Raw genomic sequence first — 20,078 nt, 5'->3', positions numbered from 1 at the left:
GCTCCGCTTCGGTCAAGACCGTGGGTGCGCCTGGATTGTCGGCTCGTCCATCTCCCAGACCGTCCAGTCCCAGGGTGTGATACCGATGCAGGACTTTGCGCGCACCCGAGACGGAATATTGAGTCAATGCCAGAAGTTCAGTCTCACTCTTGCCTTCGGCAAGAAGTGCAAAAAACTGTGCCCTGCGCCGTTGGACGGCGCAGGTGCTGGCCCGGAAAATGGCCCAGAAGTCGGCAGCGGAGTGCTGAAGTTCAACCGGAGAATGAAAGGATTTGATCCTTGAATTCTACACGTTTTAATCGGAGTCCGTATAACTTGTGGGGCCGCCCCAGATCAATCAGGCGGTGCGTCAGATCGGCACGGTGCTCGGGGTAGCCGTGACGGTGGCGCTGCTGGGGGGCGCGTCGGCACAACTCGCGGACTTCAGGACGGTGTTCGGCTGGGAAGTCGCCCTGTGCGTGGTGACTGCTGTCCTGTGTCTGTCCGTAGAGACCCAGCCCCAGCAGCTTAAGGCCAGTGCCTGACGGCCCTCTTCCCTTCTCAAAGTTTCCCTGGTGTTGTTCATGACTGATGCTTTCTTTATCCAGAAACATGGTGGGCCAGACGTTCTGGAGCGCGGCCGGGTTCTCGGATCCGGGTCTCCTCAGGAAAGCTGTAACGAGGACGGCGGGCCGTTCAGCGTCATCGCAGCCACTGCCTGACCGGCGGATTGCGGCCGGGCAAAGTAAAAGCCTTGGCCCAGATCACAGTGCAAGGCCTGCAGTCGGGCCACCGTGGCCGCGTCCTCGATGCCCTCGGCCACCACCTCCAAGCCCAGGCTGTGCCCCATCGAAATCATGGCCTGAATGAACGCCGCGTCGGTGTGGCTGTCCTGGATGAACACCCGGTCGATCTTGAGAACATCGACCGGCAGCGAGCGCAATTGCCCTAGGCTGGAGTAGCCGGTCCCGAAGTCGTCCAGCGCCACGCGCACGCCCAGAGCGCGCAGGTCCAGCAGTTTCTGCCGGGCCTGCGCCGCGTCCACCAGCACCGCGCTCTCGGTCACCTCCAGCGTAAGCAGCCCGGGCGCGCCGCCGTATTCGGCCAGCGCGGCGCGCGTCTCGGCCACGAAGTGTTCATGAGCGAACTGGGTGGCCGACACGTTGACCGCGACACTGACGCCGGGCAGGGCTGCTTGCCACGCGCACATCTGGCGGATCGACTCGCGCAGGGCCCACTGGCCCAGCCCGCCCATCATCTCTCTCGTCTCGGCCACAGCAATAAAGTCGGCGGGTGAGACGGGCCCGAGGACGGGCGACGTCCAGCGCATCAGGGCCTCGAAACTGCGCACCCGGCCGCTGCTCAGCTCGATCAGGGGCTGAAAGTGCATGGCGAATTCGCCCCGTTCCAGCGCGCCGCGGAGTTGCACTTCCAGCTGGGCCTGGGGCATGTGCAGGCCGTTGAGCCGCTCGTTGGCAAAGCGCCAGGTGCCCCGGCCCGCCTGCTTGGCGTGGTACATGGCCCCATCGGCGTGCTCGATGGCCGCCGTGGCGTGCGTGGCGTCGCCAGGGGCCAGCGCCACCCCGAGGCTGGCCGACACATGCAAGGTCTCCGGGCCGATCTGGAAGGCCTTGCCGGCCGCATCGAGCAGCGTCTGCGCCACCCTGGCCGCGGCCGGCGCATCGTGACCGGGCAGCACCACCACAAACTCATCGCCGCCAAAGCGGAACAGCACGGCGTCGGCTGGCAGCGCATCAGAGAGTCGGGTGGCCAGCTTTTGCAGCAGGAGATCACCCACCACATGCCCGAAGGTGTCGTTGATCTCCTTCATGCGGTCGAGGTCCATGAACATCACCGCCACCACGCTGTTCCAGCGGCGGGCCTGGTCAATCTGCTGCTGCAGGTTGTCTTCCAGGTCGCTGCGGTTGCGCACGCCGGTCAGCGGGTCATGCTCGGCACGGTGGGTCAATTGCCGCTGCAGGCGCTGGTTGTCGGTCAGCACCAGCAGCTGACGCAGCGCGAACAGGCCCATGATCAGCCACAACAGCACCTGTTGCGGGCGGTCCAGCGGGATGCCCAGCTGCAGGCCCAGGTAGACCAGGAACGCGGCCAGCACCGCGTAGTGGGGCAGCAGCCGTTTCCACCACTCGCCGGGCAACTGAGGCCAGCTCGGCTGGGGCCGGGTGGCCGCCTCGCCGCTGCGGTACGCCGCCCAGGCGATCAGCAACGCGGCCAGCGGCCAGCCCAGATCCAGCCAGGTGCCCCCGACGTACGTTCCCCGGGCGACCGCTTGAAAATAGAGGACGTCGGTGCCCAGAAAGCACAGCAGTCCGGCGGCCAGCAGGGAGACCACCCGGCGCTGCAAATCCAGCGGCCGCCACAGGGCCAGCGTCACGGTGGCCGCACACAGCAGCAGGTACAAGACGGGATACGCCAGGGAGATCCACAGCGCCAGGATGGGTTGCGCGGTGTCGGCGAGGGTGGCCCGGAAAAAGATCTGCCACCCCAGGGCACCCAGAATCAGCGTGGCCAGCGAGACATCAATCAGAAAGCTGAGGGTCTGCAGGGTGCCCCGACGCTCGCGCCGCAGGGCCATCAAGCCCGCGGCGAAGCACGGCAGGGCGGCCAGATAGCCCAGGTCGGCCAGCGAGGGAAAGGGGGACAGGCCCAGCAGTTCATACCCGGAGTACATCAGCCCACCCAGCGCCCACGCCAGCAGACCGTGGCCCAGCCAGCGCCAGGCACGGGCCGCCGTGACCTGCGGCAACCGGGCCACCGTCCAGACGACCCGCGTCGCCAGCAAGAAAGGGGGGATGAGCAGCAGGTTCGCCAGCTGGGATGACCAGGCTCCAGCGGATGCGCCGAGCAGCAGCCAGAGGGCATAGCCAATGACGTAGGCGATCAGAAGCGCAAAGAGATGGGTGGAGGAGCGGGCCGCCATGCGCTCAAGTTTGCCTGGGGATGGTTCACAGCGCAGTCACACAAAAAGGAAAAAAACACGGAGCCGCGCGAACGGGTCACTGCCTTGAACAGCTGCCGAAGCGACGCTGCAGAGTGCGGGGAGAAATGGAACAGGCCCCCACCCGCCCACGCCAAGGGCGCGGGGGATAGAGGCTGCAATCGGGCCTCATGGATTCTGACGAGCAGCAGAAGCAGACGGTCACCAGACATGCTTTAGAATCCCCGGCGAGCGGGTCACCAGGCTGCGGCGCAACCTGATGACGCCAATCACCCCCATGACCCCCTTCTCGCCGGTCTCCCCCACTGCTGAAGCTCCCGCCCTGGCCCGCCGCCGCCGCGTCTACATGTTCGCGGTGGGTGCGGGAACCCTGCTGGTCTTTCTCGGCAGCCTGGTGGCCAGCCCCCATGACCTGTACCTCCGCTCCTTCGGCCCTGTTCTGGTTCTGCTGGGCCTTGCCGACTTGTGGTGGCTCTGGAGCCGCCGCCCACTCCATGTGGCGGAATACGGCGGATACGCGGTACTGGCCGCCGCAACCATGGCCCAGATTGCGCTGCTGTCCCTGCTGCCCGTTCCCCCTGGGCTCTATCCAAACAGCAGTCCGTACTGGACGCTGGTCTGCACCTGCATCATCGGCTTTCTGGCCCTGCCACCGCGGTGGGCCTGGGGGGCCAATCTCGCGCTGCTCAGCGTCTGCCTCCTGGTGCCGTGGTTGACCCTGAGCGCCTACGCCTTCGATCATCCCCTCCTGTTTCTCCGGTTACAGGGCTCGGTGCTGATTGTCAACGTGCTGCTCGGCAGCATGGTCACCTTGCGAACGCAGATCGTTGAGACCGGCCGCTCCGAGCAGACCATGCGCGTCCTGGCGTTTACTGATCCGCTCACTGGGCTCCCCAACCGTCGGGCGGTTTCTCCCGCCGTTGAGGCCCTGCTGGCAGACCACCAGCGCGGCGTGCCGGGGACGCTCCATTTGATCGACATCGATCACTTCAAGCACATCAATGACGAGCACGGCCATGACGTTGGCGATCTGGTGTTGATGGACGTCGCCCGGTTGCTGTCCGCCTGCGTCACCCTGCCGGGCGACGCGCTGCCGACGGTTGGGCGCTGGGGCGGGGAAGAATTCATCGTGATCATGCCGGGGACAGATCGCACGCTCAGTCAGCGGCGGGCCACTGCCCTTTTGCAGGAGTTCCGCCGATCATCCTGGCCACACGGATTGAAGGTCACCGTCAGCATCGGCAGCAGCACCGTGGCCACCGACGACACCTTCGGCACGCTGCTGTTCCGCGCGGATCAGGCGTTGTACCGCGCTAAGGCCGCCGGGCGTGACCAGGTGGTGCTGGCCCAGGAGACCTGAGTTCGGTTCTGCCGCAGTCCGCCGGTCCTGTCCCCAGCGTCACCACAAAAAGCCTTTCAGTTTGAGAACGCAGCAGGTTGAGATCACACCCGGTCTGGGCGGTTCGTTCCCGCCTGCACACCGTCAGCATGCTTACGTCTCCGTATCCCTATGACGTGCTCCAAATGCCAGCACGGCTACCTAAGCGCAGTTGCGGCAGCGATGGGACTTGGCCGGTTCCAATGGTCCTGCAAGGTCTGTCGGTTCTCCGTTGGCATCAGCCAGTGCTGCGTTTTCTCGAGCCACGCTGCACCGTAACGCACGGGCCGCGGCGCAGCACACCAGTTTGCCGCTGGGGACGCAGAACAAGCAAGAAACGCCCCCAATCCAGGCTGGCGCCTGAAGCTGAGGGCAGCAAAAGCGCCTGGGTTGTCCGTGACTTCGCGTACATCACCGTGAGTACTGAGCTTGTCGCGCTTTTGCGGGCCACCCTCACAGCCGTTCAAGTGGAGAAGAACCACAGCCAGCCCAATTCCAAGCCCCAGCAGGCCGCCGCGAGCAGCAGACACACGCGCAAATAGAGCCGGACCCTGCTGTTCCCTTCGTAGAAACGCGGCCAGAACACACCGGTCAGGAACAGGAACAGGGCGGGCGCGATCAACAGCACCACAATGGTAAAAATGCTGGGCCAGATTATTCCCAGCCAGAGCACCGTAGAGATCAGCACTGCTCCGGCCACAGACCAGCCACGCACGCGCCAGCTTGCGGGCGTCCTGAGCTTTGCGGAAGGCTGCGTCATGTCCCAGGATAGTCTTTCGCCACCCTGAGCACGGCACCGGGCGAAGCTCAACGCGTGCATCCACTCGCCTCTGGGGGCGGCGCGTTGCCCTGAGGGGGCTGTTCATGTCGTGCGCCGTCACAACGGTGTCCCACCCGGCGCGCTGAACTGGGGATGATGAACGCCCTGGGGATCCCAGACGAGTGACTGGTCAATCTGGCCGTGCTGATTGCTGGCGTCACGGGCATCACCCTGACCTCCCAGGGCCAGGACACCCGGGAGTCCGCCGTCCGCTTACTGCTGCGGTACAGCAGCGCTGTGCTCAGATCGCTTTTTCCAGCAGCCTGGAACCATTGCGCGTTGACCCTGTTCTTCTCGAACGAGAGCTTGAGGGTCCCCTTCGCACCGTCCGCTGAACCTTCCAGCCGCGGCGTGAAGCCGCCAGCAGGGCCAGTCCGAGGCATATCCAGGCAGCATCACGCCCAGCAACTTACTTGCCCAGCACCGTGGTCACGGCGTCGGTGCCGCACGTCTCGTCCACGAGTCCGCTGGGTGCGCCGCCCACACCGACGGCGCCAACCACGGCGCCGTCCACGCGAATCGGTGCGCCGCCGGCCAGCACCAGGTAGCCGGGGATGTCGGCCAGGCCGGGATTGGCTTCCAGCCCCTTGGCAATGGTACTGGTCAGGTTGCGGGCGCTGGCGCTGGTGAACGCTTTGCCCTGGCTGGCCCCCAGGGTGTGCGGCCCGGCGTTCTCGGAACGGGCCACCGCCAGGACCACGCCGCTGCGGTCCACGACGGTGGCAGCCACGTTGTACCCCAGTTGCGCGCAGTTGTTCACGGCCAGCGTGGCAATGCGGCTGGCGGCGCTCAGGCTCAGGCTGGCGGTGGACACGGTGGCGGCGGTGGCCAGCTTGATGGGCGCGGGGGTGGTCTGCGCGGCGGCCAGCGAGAGGGCAGAAAGGGTCAACAGGGCGGTCAGCATCTTTTTCATGCCTGTTATCCTGCGCCTGGGACGGGGAAAACGGTATCGGGGCAATTCGCACGCCCTCTGCGTAGTTTTACGGATGAGACGGATTTTTGAACGGAGCTGAAGGTCAGGCTGGATTCGGTGTCCGCCTGAATCAAGCGCCCATCGCGGGTGCGTAGGTGAGCAGCAGCACGCCCTCACCGAGATCCCTGGAGGAGATCAGCTCCAGCGGCAGCCGATCCCCGCCCGCAAACAGTCGTTTGCCACTGCCCAGAACCAGCGGGTAAATCATCAGGCGCAGTTCATCCACCAGGCCGCGCCGCAACAGCGTCTGCACCAGGGTGCCGCTGCCGTAGACGAGGAGGTTCTGACCGTCCTGCCGCTTCAGCGCCTGCACTGCTGCAACAAGGTCTCCCTGAAGGGCGGTGGCGTTCCATTCCAGGGGCCCAGGGGTGGTGGTGGCGACGAACTTTGGCAGGCTGTTCATGCGTTCGCCGAAAGCCCCGGTGCCGCTTGCGGTGGGCCAGTAGGCGGCAAAGCCCGCGTAGGTTACGCGGCCCAGCAGAAGGCCTCCGCTCTCAAAGAGTTCGTCATGCTTGAAAGGGCCGTCATCCGGGCTGTAGCCGCGCTGCCACGCGGTGGAGTCTTCATATACGCCGTCCAGGGTCAGGAACTCGGTCACGATGAGCTTACGCATGTCCTCTCCTTTCGCTGCTTGTCTCGGGGAGAAGTGAGGGCGTCCATTGCGCCGTCACACCGCTGCCTCCCCGGCCAGCGCAATGCGGATCACCTCGGCCAGTGAGTCGGCCTCCAGTTTGGTGAACAGGCTGGCGCGGTGGGTTTCGACGGTGCGGGCGGAGATGGCAAGCGCGCGGGCGATCTGCTTGCTGGTCTGGCCGTTCAGCATGCCGCGCAGAACCTCATGTTCGCGGACGGTCAGGCGTGACAGGCGTTCGCGGGCCTGCCCACTGGCCGCCTGCCGCTGACGGCCACGCACGTGTTGACGCACGGCACGTTGCACGGCCTCCAACAGCTCGGTCCCGTCCACCGGCTTGCTCAGGAAGTCCGCTGCGCCCTGGCGAAAGGCCCGGCGGCATAGCTCCACGTCGGCGTGGCCGGTCAGCAGGATCACCGGCAGGTCCACGCCCCGTTCCTGAAGACGCACTTGCAGTTGCAGGCCGCTGATGTGCGGCATGCGGATGTCCAGCAGCAGGCAGCCGATGGCGGGCGGCCCCCCGGCGTCCAGCGCGCGTTCCAGCGCCAGCCCGTCGGCAAAGGGACGAACATTCAGGCCCACCGTGCCCAGCAGAAAGCCCAGGGCGCCCCGCACCGCGTCGTCGTCATCCACCAGATACACCGTGGGTTCCAGCGGCAGGGCATCGCCAGGGGACAGATCAATCACTGGCCGCCTCCAGCACCAGGCGCGGCAGACTGAGGGTAAAGACCGCGCCGCCCGCCCTGGCGTCCCTGCCGCTCAGATCGCCGCCCATACCCTGCGCCAGCGTCTGCGACAGACTCAGCCCCAGTCCCAGGCCGCCCGTCTTGCTCGTCGTGAAGGGTGTAAACAAACGTGGGGCCACCTCTGGGGCGATGCCGGGGCCGTTGTCGAGAACGCTCAGGGACCAGCTCCTTCCCTCTGACACGATGCTCAGCTCAATAGCAGGTTCGAGCGTATCCTGCACGGCGTCCAGCGCATTTCTCAGCAGATTCAGGACAATCTGCTCCAGCTGGACTGGATCGGCCAGAACCATCGGCGCGTCTTCAAACGAGGCCTGCACCTGCACGCCCAGGCGGTTCAGATCGGCGCGGCACAGGGTCAGCACGTTCTGCACGGCCTGCAGCAGATCGGTGGGCCGCGCCCGGCTGGGCGCACGGCGCACCCACTGGCGCAGCCGCATGATGATCTGCGCCGCCCGTCCCGCCTGCGTCACGGACGCGCTCACGGCATGGCGCACTCGTGCCAGATCAGGTTCAGGATCGTCCAGCAGCCGCGCGGCCGCCTGCCCGTAACTGACGATGGCGGTCAACGGCTGGTTCAGTTCATGTGCCAGGCCCGCGCTCATCTCGCCCAGGGTGGACAGCCGCGAGACGTGCGCCAGCATCTCCTCGTGTTCACGCACGCGCCGCTCGCCGTCTTCCAGATGCTCGAGCATCCGACGCTGCAGCGGCCCCACCTCGCGCAGGAGCAGCACCCGGCCCCGCAGTTCGCCGTCTACGCCACGCAGGGGAGCCAGGGAACCTTCTACCCCAACAGCCTCATGGCCGCGCCGCAGGGTCAGCCCTTCCGGGAGTGCGGTGGGCACGGCACTGTCCCAGAAGGACGTTGCATTGAAGGGGGCCTGCGACAGCGTGGCCTGAAAGGTGGTCACGGCCCGCAGGTCAGTCCCGGGCGGCAACGGATGGTCCAAGACCGCGCGCGCTGCCGGGTTCGCCAGCGTCACCCGGTGAATATCGTCCAGCGCCACGATGGCTTCAGACGCGGCCTGCACCACGCCTCCGGCCCGCACCCGCTCGTCCAGCAGGGCGCGCTGCGCGTCGCGGCGGCCTTCCAGGAGCCGGAAGACCAACACGCTCAGGCCCGCGGTCAGCAGGATCCACAGCAGTGTGGCCGCCCACGGCCACGCACTCCACGGCACTGGGCGCGAGATGTGGATGGGAAAAGCCTGCAGGGACGTGCCCAGGACCTTCGCCACCCGCAATGTGGCGGAAGCGGCCCCGGTTGCAGGCGTGTGTGCCACGATGACCTGTTCAGCGTCAGGCTGGAAGAGGGTGTAGGTCAGCGGCGCGGCCCCCTCGTCCAGCGCGCCGGTCAGCCGCCGGGCGTCCACCCACACCCGCACCTTGTTCTGGGACAGGGCGTAGAGCGGGCCGCCGCCCTGGGGCCAGCGCACAGTGGGCCTCGCAGAGGGCGAAACGGACAGCAAAGGCGGCTGCTCAGCAGGCGTTCCCAGGGTCTGACAGCCGCGTGCTGAACAGCGTTCCACCGCCACCACCTGCGGGTAGGGGCGGAGCAGTGTATCCAGGTAGGTTCCCAATGTGGGAGCGTCCATGCCTTGCCGCTCCAGGGCGTCGACGGCATTCAACACGGCTTCCTGCTGTTCCATGCGCTGTGACAGGACGCGGTGCAGGATGCGCGCGTCGGTGCCGAAGGTTTCGGTCAAACGGTTGCCCGTGGAGAAGAACAAGGCTGCCGCGCCCACACCTGCCATCATCAGCCAGAGGAGCAGAGCAAGGCGAGGGCGGGGCATGCCATCATTGTGCCGGGTTTCAGCAGGACAGGGGCAGGTGATGGCCTGACCATGCACAGTTGTTTGTCGCAAAGTGTTCGAGACATTCACAGCATGTCGGGTGGTTGGGTTGACCTCACTGCGTTGATCAGGACCCGCTGACGTGCTGGGGGTCACCTCAAGATCGGCGCGCCCAAGTACGCCAAGGAAAAATCCGAGGCTGCTGGACGCCCCTTTCCCTAGCCCGGCGCTGGGGTGGCGTGTGAGCCCTGGTGGAGCGGTTTCACGCTACTGGAGTTGTTAGTGGTGATCGCCACTCCCTGGATTCTGTGGATGCCGGGTACAGCCTCAACCTCGACGCCTGGGCGCGCTTGACTCTCCTGCGGCTGGAGGGTCTACCGGGCTCTCAGGAGGTCCAGAGCATGGATGTCAACTACGCCCGCTTTGTCTGCGAAGTGCAGCGTGTTCACGAGCGGGTGGCTGGGGTTGCCTCTGAGCCGCCCCCAAAAACCGGTCCAGGTCACTGGCCTTGCTGCCCCCCGGAAAACTTCTGCTCAGCATGGACCGCACCACCTGGGAGCGTGGTGAGTCACCCCTGAACCTCCTGGTCCTTGGAGTCGTCCTTCACGGATATACGGTGCCGCTCGTCTGGACCGCCCTCGATCACGACGGCAACAGCGGCACCGCGAAGTGCGTCCAGCTGGTCTCACGACTGTTGCAGGCCCTTCCAGCGTCCCGCTGGAAGGGCCTGGTCGCGGACCGGGAATTCATCGGCGGCGAGTGGTTCCGCTTCTTGAGACGGAAGGGGATCAAGCGGGCCATCCGTATCCGGAAAAATGCTGTTGTGGACGAGCTGCGGATTGATACGTGGTTCGGCGATCTCCAAGTTGGGGAGGTGCGGTGCCTCGCCGAGAAGGCCTACGTGTACGGTGAGGTGATGCAGGTCGTGGCCACCAGATCCCCTGCAGGGGATCTGGTGGCGATCGCAACGGATTTCAGCGTATGGGACACCTGCGTTCTGTACCGGGCTCGCTGGTCTGTGGAGTGCACCTTCGCGAGCCTCAAGGTCCGCGGCGTTGACCTGGAGCGCACCGGCATCACTCAAGCCACTCGGCTGGAACGCCTGTTCGGGCTGGTCATCCTGGCCTGGGTCAGTGGCCTGCGGGTCGGGGTGTGGCTCCACGCACAGGTGCCGGTCAAGGTGAAAGCTCATGGCCGAGCGGCCATGAGTCTCGTGCGCTACGGCGCCGAACGTCTCTGCAATGCGCTGCGCTGAATGTTGCCCGAGTTACCCTGTCTGCTCAAGCTGCTGAGGACTCCATTTCCCATGCCAGACAGGGTTTGAAGGCAAGATGTCCGGTACAGAGGACATCCTGATGTGGCTGGTCTTCAGTGGTCCGTTCCAGCGCCCTCTATGGTCTGATCCGTCCAGAACGTGGGCGCGGCTTGAAAATGACAAGCCAATGATCCACTCACCAGGGTCTGGGACTGCCACAGTAGTAGCCGGGGCCGTTGATGAAGCGCTGGGCTGCCCGCTGGTTGGCGTCGGCCTGCGCGGCGTCCCGCACCGAGCGGCTGACCCAGCCCTTGGCGTCGTCCACGACATCGCACAGAAACTCGACTTGAACCTGATTGGGCGAGTGGAAGCGGGTGGCAGTGCCGTTGTTCTGATACATCGCGCCGAAGGCGTAGGCCCCGATCCCGTGGAAGTAGAAGTAATCGCAGCCGTTGACCGAGCAGGCCCCCTGCTTGGCCCGGTGACCGCCGACGGAGCCGTTGTTGAATTTGTACTTCTTGAACCAGGCGTGCCAGCCCTCGTGCATGAAGTCTCCAGCGCGGGAAGCGGGGTTGGCGTTGGCAGAGGCGGGGTTGTACAGCAGGCAGGAGGTCGAGACCCGGCCCGAGCTGGGGCTGTACGAGCCGAAGATGGTGGTGTCATCGGTGGGCGCGTGGAAGATCGACTTGTGGAAGTTGCTCGACGCCGCCTGGCCTGTCTGACGGTAGTCAGTGGTGCCATGGAACTGATGGCTGAGATTGTCCGTCAGCCCGTAGGTGACGAGGTACGCCGCATTCCAGTGTTTGGGGAACTCCAGATTCACGTTACAGGCGTCTTTCCAGCCGCGTCCGTTCCAGTCTGAGGACCGTAGGTCATAGGCGCGGTATTGCCACAGGTAGAACTCCTGCCAGCAGCCGTGCGTGTTCCACAGGCTGCGGTCGGCCGTGCTGGCCCCGGTCTGGATGCACACGGCCAGGGAACTGGTGAGCAAGGAACACAGCAGGGCGATCAGGTAAATGAAGGTTTTGAGGGTGCGTGATGCGGTGGTCATCGGGGCGCTCCTTGGATCGGCGAAAAGGGCGGCGTGGACTCAGATCAGGCCGTGAATCAGTAGGCGGGTGGTGGGCCAGCGTCGACTGGATCAGGCAGGTCTGGGGCTTCTTCCTCGCCGGACGCGGGTGCAGGTGCCGCCAATTCCGGGTGCAGCTTGAGATAGACGGCCAGCTCGGCGTTGAAGCTCTCACCGGACTCGCCGATGTCGCGGCCAGGACGATCTAAGAAGATCAATTCATCCGGCTGGACATAGCGGCGCAGCAGCTCACGGCTGTCCGGGTAGTTGTACAGAAACGCGGCGATGGCGGCGGCGCGCACGATCCGTGATGGATGCTTCGCCACCAGGGTCAGCACCTGTTGACGCGAGGACTCGCTGCCCATGTAGGCCAGGCCCTCGGCGGCCTTGGCCTGCAAGGTGCCCAGCGCGGTCTGTTCGGGGTCCTCACCCTCGAAGTCAGAACCCTTGCTGTCCTGTGGAAAAGGCAGGTTGACGAAGCGGGTCAGCCCCTGCTCGCCCACGGGATTGCGCAGTTCGCCCAGGATCGATAGCGCCACCAAGGCGCGGCTGTGGTCAGTCTTCTGGGCTGCGAAGACGGCGTCCACCAGTGCCTGAGCCACAGCGTCATTGGTCCGGGCGGCCACGATAGCGGCCCGGCCTTCCTCGCGCTGGGACAGGCGGGACTCGGCGGCCCAGTCTATGAACTTCTCGACGGCGGTGCTGGCGTCGCCTGCCGGGACATTTAATGCCGGGACAGGGGCAGCGGGGCGGTTCACGACGCTGGGCGATTTCTCGGCGGCCTGTTGCGTCCCTGGTCCTGTTGATTCCGGTGCGGGCTGACCGGGAGACGAACACGCCAGGAGGCTGACCGACAGCAGCAGCGCCGCGCCGATCCGACAGAGGGTGGGGGTGCCGATCCGACAGAGGGTGGGGGTACGGAATCTGGTCATGAGAATCTCCTGATGGACTGTGGATGGAGCGGGGTGGGGTCCGTGCCACACCGGACAGGGACGGTGGGCAGCGCCACGATGTAGGCACGATGTAGGGCAGCCGGACTCGGTGACACCTGCAGAGCGCGCAACCTCAGTGCGGCGGAGCTGGATCCCGGCGGTCCGAACCCAGATGGTCTGGCAACATGCGTCTCACCTCCCCAACGTGACCCGTTGGTGCGGTCTGCCGCCCACCCCCGTGGACGGGCCGTGACCGCTGCTTAGGAATGGAGCATGCCCCCAGGGCCGTGATCAGACCATGATCGGATTTCCGGGAAACGGGGCGCGTTCAGCCCGGAAACATTTGGACCAGGACAGTCGGGACAATGCCACATGTTTTTCCAGACCACACAGCACACGGAGACGGGACGGTCACGAAAAGCAGCGCGCCATCACCCCTACCATTTGGGGGGCATGCCCAGTGAAACGCGCCGTCTAGGGAATGACGCTCTCGAACAGCGTGCCGCGTCGGTCCGCCGTGGAGGATGGCACCATGTGAACCAGCTGTTCCATCGCCTCCAAGCCCTTAATCACAGAGCCCCTGGCTCCCAGTTGCAGACGTTGCACAGCCAGTCCCTGGTCTTCATGTCCGCTTAGCACCACCATGGGGGCGCCCGCCGCCAGCTCCAAGGCGCAGGTCAACAGCTCCAGGCCCAGGCCCCGTCCGGCAGATCCAGATCCGGCAACAGTCCGTTGTCTTGCCCCGTCTGGCAGCACCGGGCTGCCTCTGCAAACGTCGGCACCGCGTCCAGGGCCCAGTCCAGCTCAGCCATCTCCAGCAGTTCGCGCAGCAACCGCACGTCTGCCCGATGGTCCTCAACAAGCAGCACCCGCGTCATCCTGCCTCGCTGGGCAAGCTCACCTGGAACGTGGTGCCCTGCCCCGGGGTGCTCTCCAGCCACAGGCGGCCCCCATGCCGTTCCACGATCTTGCGGGCGATGGCCAGGCCCATCCCGCTGCCCTCGTACGCCTCGCGGGTGTGCAGCCGCTGGAAGATGGCGAAGATGCGCTCGGCATATTCAGGGGCGATGCCGATGCCGTTATCGGCGATCTGCACCGTCACGAAGGTCCCGTCGTCCTGCGCCGTGACCCGGACCTCCGGCGCACGTTCAGGATGGTGAAACTTCAGCGCATTCCCCAGCAGGTTCTGGAAGAGTTGCCGGAGCTGTGTGGCGTCCCCCAGCACGGTGGGCAGCGGGCCAACGACAAGTCGCGCGCCCGTGCGCTCCACCTGTGCGTGCAGGTCCTGCTGGACCTGCTCCAGTAAGGTCTGAAGATTTACAGGTCCGCGCCGCAGCGGGTCAGCGCCCACGCGCGAAAAGGCCAGCAGGTCCTGAAGCAGCGTGCCCATGCGCCCCGTGGCGTCGCCGATCAACCGGATATACCCGTCGGCCCGGTCGTCAAGCTGACCGCGGTATCGCCGCGCCAGGAGCTGCGAGAAGCTGGTGATGGTCCGCAGCGGTTCTTGCAGGTCATGGCTGGCCACGTACGCGAACTGCGCGAGTTCGGCGTTGCTGCGCTCGAGTTCCTCGGTGCGCCGCGCCAGGGCGAAGACGCTCCGGGCGCGTTCCAGGGTCAGGCCCAGGCTGTGAACTGCCGTGACCAGCAGCGCCCGGTCCGCCGCGTCCCAGCGCCGCTCATGGAACAGCGGCACGTTGAAAATGCCGAGCACCTGACCCCCCACCAGGACGGGCAGGCAGGCCGCCGCGCGCAGGTGGCCCGCCACTTCCGGGTCAATGTCCGTGTCCGCTGTATACGCCTCGATGAAATACGGTTCCAGGGTCTGGGTGCAGTGGTCCAGGGTGGGCGTCCCGCCCACCGGGAAGCCCGCGTCGATGGCCTGCTGGAGCGCTGGTTTGCCCACGTCCCCCACCTGGACCTGGGCGCGCCACCGTCCCTCCACGTTCTCGAAGTAGGCGGCGTACCCGGGGGGCAGCAGGGAGAGCACCAGTTCCTGGGTGCGCCGGATCAGGGTCAGGTGATCCCCGCCCCCAACCAGGTCTCCCGAAAGCTGCGCGATGCCTTCGAGCGCCTGCGTCCGGGCCTCAAGTTCACGGGTGCGGGCCGCCAACTCCTGGGTGCGCTCCTGAACGCGCCGCTCGAGCGTGGCGTTGAGTTCCTGCAAGTCCTGAGCCTGCTGGCTGTCGGTGATGTCGGTGTTCACCGCCACCGCCCCCACCACCTGGCCGTCCACCCGGATGGGCGCGGCGGCGTTGCGAATCAATCGGTCTTCCCCGGTGCCCAGGTGCCGGACGAGAACGTCGGCCGTATGCGCCTGGCCGCCCAGCGCGACGGCAAAGGGTTCCTCTTCGGGCCCGAGGCGCTGACCTGTGCGGGGGTCGCGGGTGTTGACCTGCTCGGCCAGCAGGTGAATATCGTGCTTGAGATCGGCCAGCGCGGTGAAGCCCAGCATGTCCAGCGCCCGGGTGTTCGCGCGGGTGATGCCGCCCGGGCCGCCCACGTACACCGCGTCGGGCAGACTCTCCAGAATCGCTTCCAGTTCGGCCTTCTGGCGACTGAGCTTCCCCGTCTGTGCGTGTATCTGCGCCTGGATGTCGGTCGTCGCCTGGGCGCGGGCCAGGGCAATCGCGCACTGGGCGGCCAGGGTCCGCAGAAACTGGATCTCGGTGGGCGTAAACTCGTGTGGCTCCTCAAAATCCAGCACAATCACGCCCAGGGGACGGCCGCTTTCCACCATGGGCAGCACCGCCGTGGCGACGGCGGCCACCCCACCCGTTCGAGACTCAAGTTCCGGGTACGCGGCCGTCAGCTCGCCGCTCTCCCGGAAGAACAGCGGCGTCTTCGCGCGCAGCGCATCCGGGCTGGGCCGATGACCGTCGAGGTCGCCGTCCTGCCAGATGCTCGCGTCGTCATCACCCCTGCGCGCCACGACATGCAAGCGCCCCTCCTGGACCAGCAGCACTGCCCCAGAGACGGCATTCAGGGCAGGCAGGGTGTTGTGTAACACGAGATCCGTGACCTCCTGCTGGGTCCGTGCGGCGGCCAGATCCTCGGTCAGGCCCTGGAGTGAACCCATCAGGGCAGAGGCGGTCTCCCGCCCGGTCACATCGGTCTGGAAGCCCAGGAAGTGCGTGACGGTCCCTGCCGCGTCATGGATGGGACTGACGGTGAGTTCATTGAAAAAGAGGGTGCCGTCCGGGCGGGAGTTGCGCAGGATGACGGTGGTGCTGCGTCCTGCCTCAATGGCCTGCCGAAGGTCGTGTCTGGCCGCCTGGTCCCGGTCCTGACCCTGCAAGAAACGGCAATTGCGGCCGATGACCTGGGCGGCGGGATAGCCGCTCAGGCGTTCGAAGGCTGGGTTGACATAGATGATGGGCAGGTCCGGCAATTGGGCGTCGGCGATCACGACGCTGTGAACGCTGGCCTCTAGCGCTTGGCTCAGGAGCTGAAGGTCAAAGGAGGCAGGGGGTGACTCAGGCACAGACCTTCCTGCTGCTGGCGGGGGAAACCGTCATGACTCGAATATACGGTCAGCGCTTGTTTCTCGGCCTGCACATGGATGCTCAACTCTTGAGATACTGGTAGACCGTTTCCCGGCTGATCCCAAAGTCCCGGGCCAGGCTGGCCTTCGCCTCGCCCTTTTCCGCGCGCTGCCGTAGATCACTGATCTGGGCAGCGGTCAGGGTCTTTTTACGTCCCTTGTACACCCCGGCTTTCTTTGCCGCCTGAATCCCTTCATGCTGGCGCTCGCGGATCAGGGCGCGCTCGAATTCGGCAAAGGCGCCCATCACGCTGAGCAGCAGCCGGGACATCGCCGAGTCTTCACCGGTGAACGTCAGGCCTTCCTTGACGAACTCGACGCGTACCCCTTTGTCTGTCAGTCCATTGACCAGGGCGCGGAGGTCATCCAGGTTGCGGGCCAAGCGGTCCATGCTGTGGACCACCACGGTGTCCCCCTCTCGGGCGTGACTCAGCAGGGCAGTCAGCTGGGGGCGTTGAGCATTCCCACCACTGACCTTGTCGGTGAAGACCTTGTTGAAGCTCAGGCCATCCAGTTGGCGGACCGTGTTCTGATCTTCCGAGCTGACGCGGGCGTACCCGAGGCGATGGCCTCTGGTGGACTCGTTCATGGCGGCTCCTGGCAGGTTAGGGTCCAGACCCCGGCAGAATATTGTCAGAGAATGCTGAAATCAACCCTAATCTGACGCCTTTTCGCGCTTTACCTGACGTCAGGCTGGGGTAGACCCCAACTGGACAGCTTGTAGCTCAAGTCAAGCTGTCCCTGGGAAGACCCGCTGCTTTCGCAAGCAATCTTCATCATTATGTCGTGATACGACATAATCCCAATGTTAGCGTGACGGCGGGCCTCCACGCTGCTCCCAGCAAGACGGTGAAGGGCCTCCTCGTTGTCTTCCAGCCTGGCCCAATTCCCCGCGTCCTGCATGGCTGTCCTCGTCGGGAGCAGCCTTTGGTGTTCGCCGGAACTTCAGCCGGGGTAAAGAAGACCCTCAAGTGAAGGAGGAACCATGCATACTCGGCATACGACTCGTTTGGGCTTCGGTATCCTCGGCGGCCCCATCGTCATCACCGTGGCACTGGCCGCCAGCTCTGGAAAGAGTGCTGGACCCGACTTTACGGCCAAGCAGGTCAGCGGTGGTCAGCAGGTCTGAGATTCCCAGCTGACCTGGATCGGTTTTCGGGGATGGCTCAAGAGCTACGATTCAAGTGCGACTGGACTGGACCGAACGAGGGGGGAACCTCAGGCCGTTGCTGGCATGAACCGGATGGCCCGAATTCTCGGGAAATTCATCCCCATGATCTCTCCCTGAAGGGTTTCGCAAGTCGCCCATCTCACAACGAGCATCTTGAAGACGGAGTCCATGCTGCAATGTGGCATGCGTAGAATCCCGTTCCCAGAAGCGGCCTGTCGCTGTCGTTCCGATGACGGCTGGAGGACCCCATGAGCCGTCCACAACCTCTCGCCCGCCGCAGCGAGGTCTACGCCCGCAGTCCCCTGCCGCTCGCCAACGGCACCTTCACGGCGGACGGGCGGTTGGTGGTCAGCCACCACCCTATGTATCAGACGGCGCCGCGCGTGTCGGTCTTCACCGGCACAGACACGCTTGAACCCTTCCCCAGCGCCGCCTGGAATACCCCGCGCGAGAATGCCGATGACTGGCTTGACGCCGTGCAGGGGCTGCGCACCGACACTCAGGGCCGCGTGTGGCTGCTGGACATGGGCAGCCGCAGCGGCATCACCCCGAAGTTCGTGGTCTGGGACTGCGCTGCGAACGCGCTGTCGCAGATCATCCGGCTGCCTTCCTCGGTGCTCAACGAACATTCCGAGCCGAACGATTTTGTCATCGACGAGCGCCACGGCGCGGTGTACATCGCCGACGAGGGGGCGGGCAACGGCGGCGACGGCTCGCGGGGGGCGCTGATCGTGGTGGACACCAAGACCGGGCGGGCCCGCCGCCGTCTGGAGGGCCGCCCCGGCATTCTGGCCGAGGACTGTCCCATCGTCATGGATGGACGCGAGGTGACCGAGGCTGTCGGGGGCGGTGAGCGGCGCGGAATGCGCGTAGGCGTCGATGGCATCGCGATGGACCACCGGGACGAGTGGGTGTACTACGGCCCGCTGACCGGCCAGTCCATCTGGCGGCTGCGCACGCGTGACCTGCTGGACGAGAGTCTGGACGATGACGAGTTGCAGCGGCGCGCAGAACGCTACGCTGACCGGCCCAACACGGGCGGGATGTGGATGGACGCGGCCGACACCCTGTATCTCACCGAGATTGGGGGGTATTCCATCGGCTGCATCGACCCGGCCACCCGTTCGTACCGGCGCGTGCTGACGCGGGATGAGCTGTACTGGCCGGATGACGTGATTCCGGGGCCGGACGACGCGCTGTACGTGGTGGTCAGCCAACTGCCGACGGCCCCGCCGCTGAATGAGGGGCAGCGCCAGCCCAGCTTTCCGTTCCTCGTCGTCCGTTTCTGGCCGGAGGCTTCACCCTGATCAAACCAGTTTTGAGGACCAGTCCGCATTCAGCGGGTCTGGGTGACCTTGTTGAGCAGTGGCGGGGCGTCGGGATCGAGCCCCCGGTATAGCGCCAGGTGCGCGGCGAACAGGTAAAAGGCGAGCGCACTCGACACCGGATTGGTCAGGGCGTGCCCGGTGTCCGGGGTGGTCAGGGTACTCCCCGCCGCCGGTCCCAGGGTGCGCAGGTCCGCGCCGCCCCGGGACAGCTCGGCGTAGGCGTGCGCTGTGGCGTCCGCCGCCGCATCCGTAGACTGGAAGCCCAGGACGGGAAGGCCCTCGGCCAGCAGCCGCTTGGGGCCGTGGCTGAACTCGGCCGCCGAGTACGCCTCGGCGTGAATCCCGCACGTTTCCTTGAGCTTCAGGGCCGCCTCCTGCGCCACGCCGAAGTGCAGTCCGCGGGCCAGCACCAGCAGGTTGCTGGCGAAGCGGTAACGCGCCCCCAGTTCGCGGGCCTCCTCTTCCAGTGGCAGCGCACGCTCCAGCAGCTCGGGCAGCCTGGGCAAGCTCAGGGCGAGCGCCGTGTCTCCACTCAGATCGGCAATCACGGGCAGCAGGGCGGTCAGGCTGGCGAGGTAGCTCTTGGTGGCGGCCACGGCCCGCTCCTCGCCGCAGCGCAGCGGAAGAACAAATTCCGCCTCATGGGCGAGGGCGCTGTCCCGGGCGTTCACCAGGGCCACCGTCGTGGCCCCGCCTTCCCGCGCCATGCGGACGGTCTCCACCACGTCCGGGCCGGCGCCGCTCTGCGACACGGCAATCACCAGTGCGCCGCTCAGGTTCAGGCGCGCTCCGTACAGGGTGTGGACGCTCGGCCCCAGGCTGGCCACCGGGAGGGCCAACTGCGTTTCCAGGGCGTACTTGAGGAACGTGCAGGCGTGATCGCTGCTGCCCCGCGCGACCGTGACCGCGTAGGCCGGCCGGCGCTCACGCAGAGCAGCCGCCAGAGCCTCGCTCAGGGCCGCGTTCTCACGGAGTTGCCGGGCAATGACCTGTGGGGCCTCGCGGGTTTCTTGCAGCATCAGGGGATCGGTGGTGGTCATGGCTGTCCTCCAGGAGGAGCGGTGGGGTTGATTTGTCTGAGGTGGCAGTACGTGGGCCAGAATGGGGCTGTGAACGGTGTTTTACGCTCCCCCTACGGCGCGACGCGCCCAACAGAAGCTGCCGGCAAGGGGCGAGTCGCTGCCGAGGGCAGGTCTCATACGGACTCCAGTCTGGAAGGCGTTGGCACCACCTGGAAATCCGAGCGGAACGGGCCAGACGGAATCCGTTTCTCTCTGGCTGCAGGTCAGACCCGTGAGGGCACGGCCTGAACGTTCAGGCCGTGAGCATGGGCGGTTTAGAGAATATCGTCGCGGATGCAGGCCTTGAAATGCTGTGGGGCGATCTCGCGCAGTTCGGGCACCACCTTGGCGCAGTCGTCGATGGCATACCGGCAGCGCGTGCGGAACACGCAGCCCGACGGCGGGTTGATCGGGCTGGGAATGTCCCCTTCCAGAATGATGCGCTGGC

Annotated in this window: 18 protein-coding genes and 1 pseudogene; 6 read left to right on the top strand and 13 right to left on the bottom strand. The window is 65.7% G+C overall.

The genetic code is table 11. The features are described 5' to 3' along the window. Window positions 1–283, top strand: a 283-nt coding sequence (locus tag FHR04_RS21250) for a hypothetical protein (RefSeq protein ID WP_211344225.1), incomplete at its 5' end; no start/stop codon positions are given. Between the two features lie 34 nt (window positions 284–317). Beyond that, window positions 318–524, top strand: a complete 207-nt coding sequence (locus FHR04_RS19690) for a hypothetical protein (protein ID WP_183944864.1) — start codon at window positions 318–320, stop codon at window positions 522–524. Window positions 525–643: 119 nt separating this feature from the next. Here FHR04_RS19690 and FHR04_RS19685 read toward each other — a convergent pair whose 3' ends face one another. After that, on the bottom strand, window positions 644–2,920 hold the full coding sequence (locus FHR04_RS19685; RefSeq protein ID WP_139404890.1) for a putative bifunctional diguanylate cyclase/phosphodiesterase: 2,277 nt from the start codon (window positions 2,918–2,920) through the stop codon (window positions 644–646). 277 nt (window positions 2,921–3,197) lie between these two features. Between FHR04_RS19685 and FHR04_RS19680 the strand changes: the two genes are divergently transcribed. Further along, the gene (locus FHR04_RS19680; RefSeq protein WP_139404889.1) at window positions 3,198–4,298 is read left to right on the top strand and encodes a GGDEF domain-containing protein; all 1,101 of its coding nucleotides are present in this window, start codon (window positions 3,198–3,200) and stop codon (window positions 4,296–4,298) included. A 481-nt stretch (window positions 4,299–4,779) separates the two neighbouring features. Here FHR04_RS19680 and FHR04_RS19675 read toward each other — a convergent pair whose 3' ends face one another. From FHR04_RS19675 to FHR04_RS19655, 5 genes are all read right to left on the bottom strand, one after another. Continuing rightward, window positions 4,780–5,076 (bottom strand): hypothetical protein, encoded by a 297-nt coding sequence (locus FHR04_RS19675; protein ID WP_139404888.1) that lies wholly within the window; start codon window positions 5,074–5,076, stop codon window positions 4,780–4,782. Between the two features lie 469 nt (window positions 5,077–5,545). Further along, window positions 5,546–6,049 (bottom strand): GlcG/HbpS family heme-binding protein, encoded by a 504-nt coding sequence (locus tag FHR04_RS19670; protein WP_139404887.1) that lies wholly within the window; start codon window positions 6,047–6,049, stop codon window positions 5,546–5,548. Window positions 6,050–6,179: 130 nt separating this feature from the next. Further along, the gene (locus FHR04_RS19665; protein WP_139404886.1) at window positions 6,180–6,722 is read right to left on the bottom strand and encodes a dihydrofolate reductase family protein; all 543 of its coding nucleotides are present in this window, start codon (window positions 6,720–6,722) and stop codon (window positions 6,180–6,182) included. Window positions 6,723–6,776: 54 nt separating this feature from the next. Then, window positions 6,777–7,427: a response regulator transcription factor gene (locus FHR04_RS19660; RefSeq protein ID WP_249039239.1), complete on the bottom strand. Its 651-nt coding sequence runs from the start codon at window positions 7,425–7,427 to the stop codon at window positions 6,777–6,779. Further along, complete coding sequence (locus FHR04_RS19655) at window positions 7,420–9,273, bottom strand: sensor histidine kinase (RefSeq protein WP_139404885.1); 1,854 nt, start codon at window positions 9,271–9,273, stop codon at window positions 7,420–7,422. Before FHR04_RS19655 ends, FHR04_RS19660 begins: the two co-directional genes overlap by 8 nt. Before the next feature lie 234 nt (window positions 9,274–9,507). On the opposite strand from FHR04_RS19655, the gene FHR04_RS21735 reads away from it, so the two are divergent. Continuing rightward, window positions 9,508–9,627, top strand: a complete 120-nt coding sequence (locus FHR04_RS21735; protein WP_139404884.1) for a type II secretion system protein — start codon at window positions 9,508–9,510, stop codon at window positions 9,625–9,627. Window positions 9,628–9,784: 157 nt separating this feature from the next. Beyond that, window positions 9,785–10,525 (top strand): annotated as a pseudogene (locus FHR04_RS19645) (transposase); the annotation flags it as partial. A gap of 199 nt (window positions 10,526–10,724) precedes the next feature. Here the strand turns inward: FHR04_RS19645 and FHR04_RS19640 are convergent. From FHR04_RS19640 to FHR04_RS19620, 5 genes are all read right to left on the bottom strand, one after another. After that, entirely contained in the window at window positions 10,725–11,579 is an 855-nt protein-coding gene (locus FHR04_RS19640) for a hypothetical protein (protein ID WP_139404883.1), read from the bottom strand. Window positions 11,580–11,635: 56 nt separating this feature from the next. Further along, entirely contained in the window at window positions 11,636–12,529 is an 894-nt protein-coding gene (locus FHR04_RS19635) for a hypothetical protein (protein ID WP_139404882.1), read from the bottom strand. Window positions 12,530–13,206: 677 nt separating this feature from the next. Continuing rightward, on the bottom strand, window positions 13,207–13,398 hold the full coding sequence (locus FHR04_RS21520; RefSeq protein WP_249039238.1) for a response regulator: 192 nt from the start codon (window positions 13,396–13,398) through the stop codon (window positions 13,207–13,209). 5 nt (window positions 13,399–13,403) lie between these two features. Next, window positions 13,404–16,010, bottom strand: coding sequence for an ATP-binding protein (locus FHR04_RS19625; RefSeq protein ID WP_139404881.1), 2,607 nt, complete (start codon window positions 16,008–16,010; stop codon window positions 13,404–13,406). Window positions 16,011–16,092: 82 nt separating this feature from the next. Next, window positions 16,093–16,659: a recombinase family protein gene (locus FHR04_RS19620; RefSeq protein WP_139404880.1), complete on the bottom strand. Its 567-nt coding sequence runs from the start codon at window positions 16,657–16,659 to the stop codon at window positions 16,093–16,095. A gap of 830 nt (window positions 16,660–17,489) precedes the next feature. On the opposite strand from FHR04_RS19620, the gene FHR04_RS19615 reads away from it, so the two are divergent. Further along, window positions 17,490–18,548 (top strand): L-dopachrome tautomerase-related protein, encoded by a 1,059-nt coding sequence (locus FHR04_RS19615; protein WP_139404879.1) that lies wholly within the window; start codon window positions 17,490–17,492, stop codon window positions 18,546–18,548. Window positions 18,549–18,577: 29 nt separating this feature from the next. Here FHR04_RS19615 and FHR04_RS19610 read toward each other — a convergent pair whose 3' ends face one another. Then, window positions 18,578–19,609 (bottom strand): SIS domain-containing protein, encoded by a 1,032-nt coding sequence (locus tag FHR04_RS19610; protein ID WP_139404878.1) that lies wholly within the window; start codon window positions 19,607–19,609, stop codon window positions 18,578–18,580. Between the two features lie 296 nt (window positions 19,610–19,905). Further along, the coding region (locus tag FHR04_RS19605) for an oligopeptide/dipeptide ABC transporter ATP-binding protein (RefSeq protein WP_338084764.1) at window positions 19,906–20,078 on the bottom strand (173 nt) is incomplete at its 5' end.

Source organism: Deinococcus radiopugnans ATCC 19172 (genome assembly GCF_006335125.1).
GTDB lineage: Bacteria > Deinococcota > Deinococci > Deinococcales > Deinococcaceae > Deinococcus > Deinococcus radiopugnans.
This window is presented reverse-complemented; position numbering and strand designations above follow the sequence as displayed.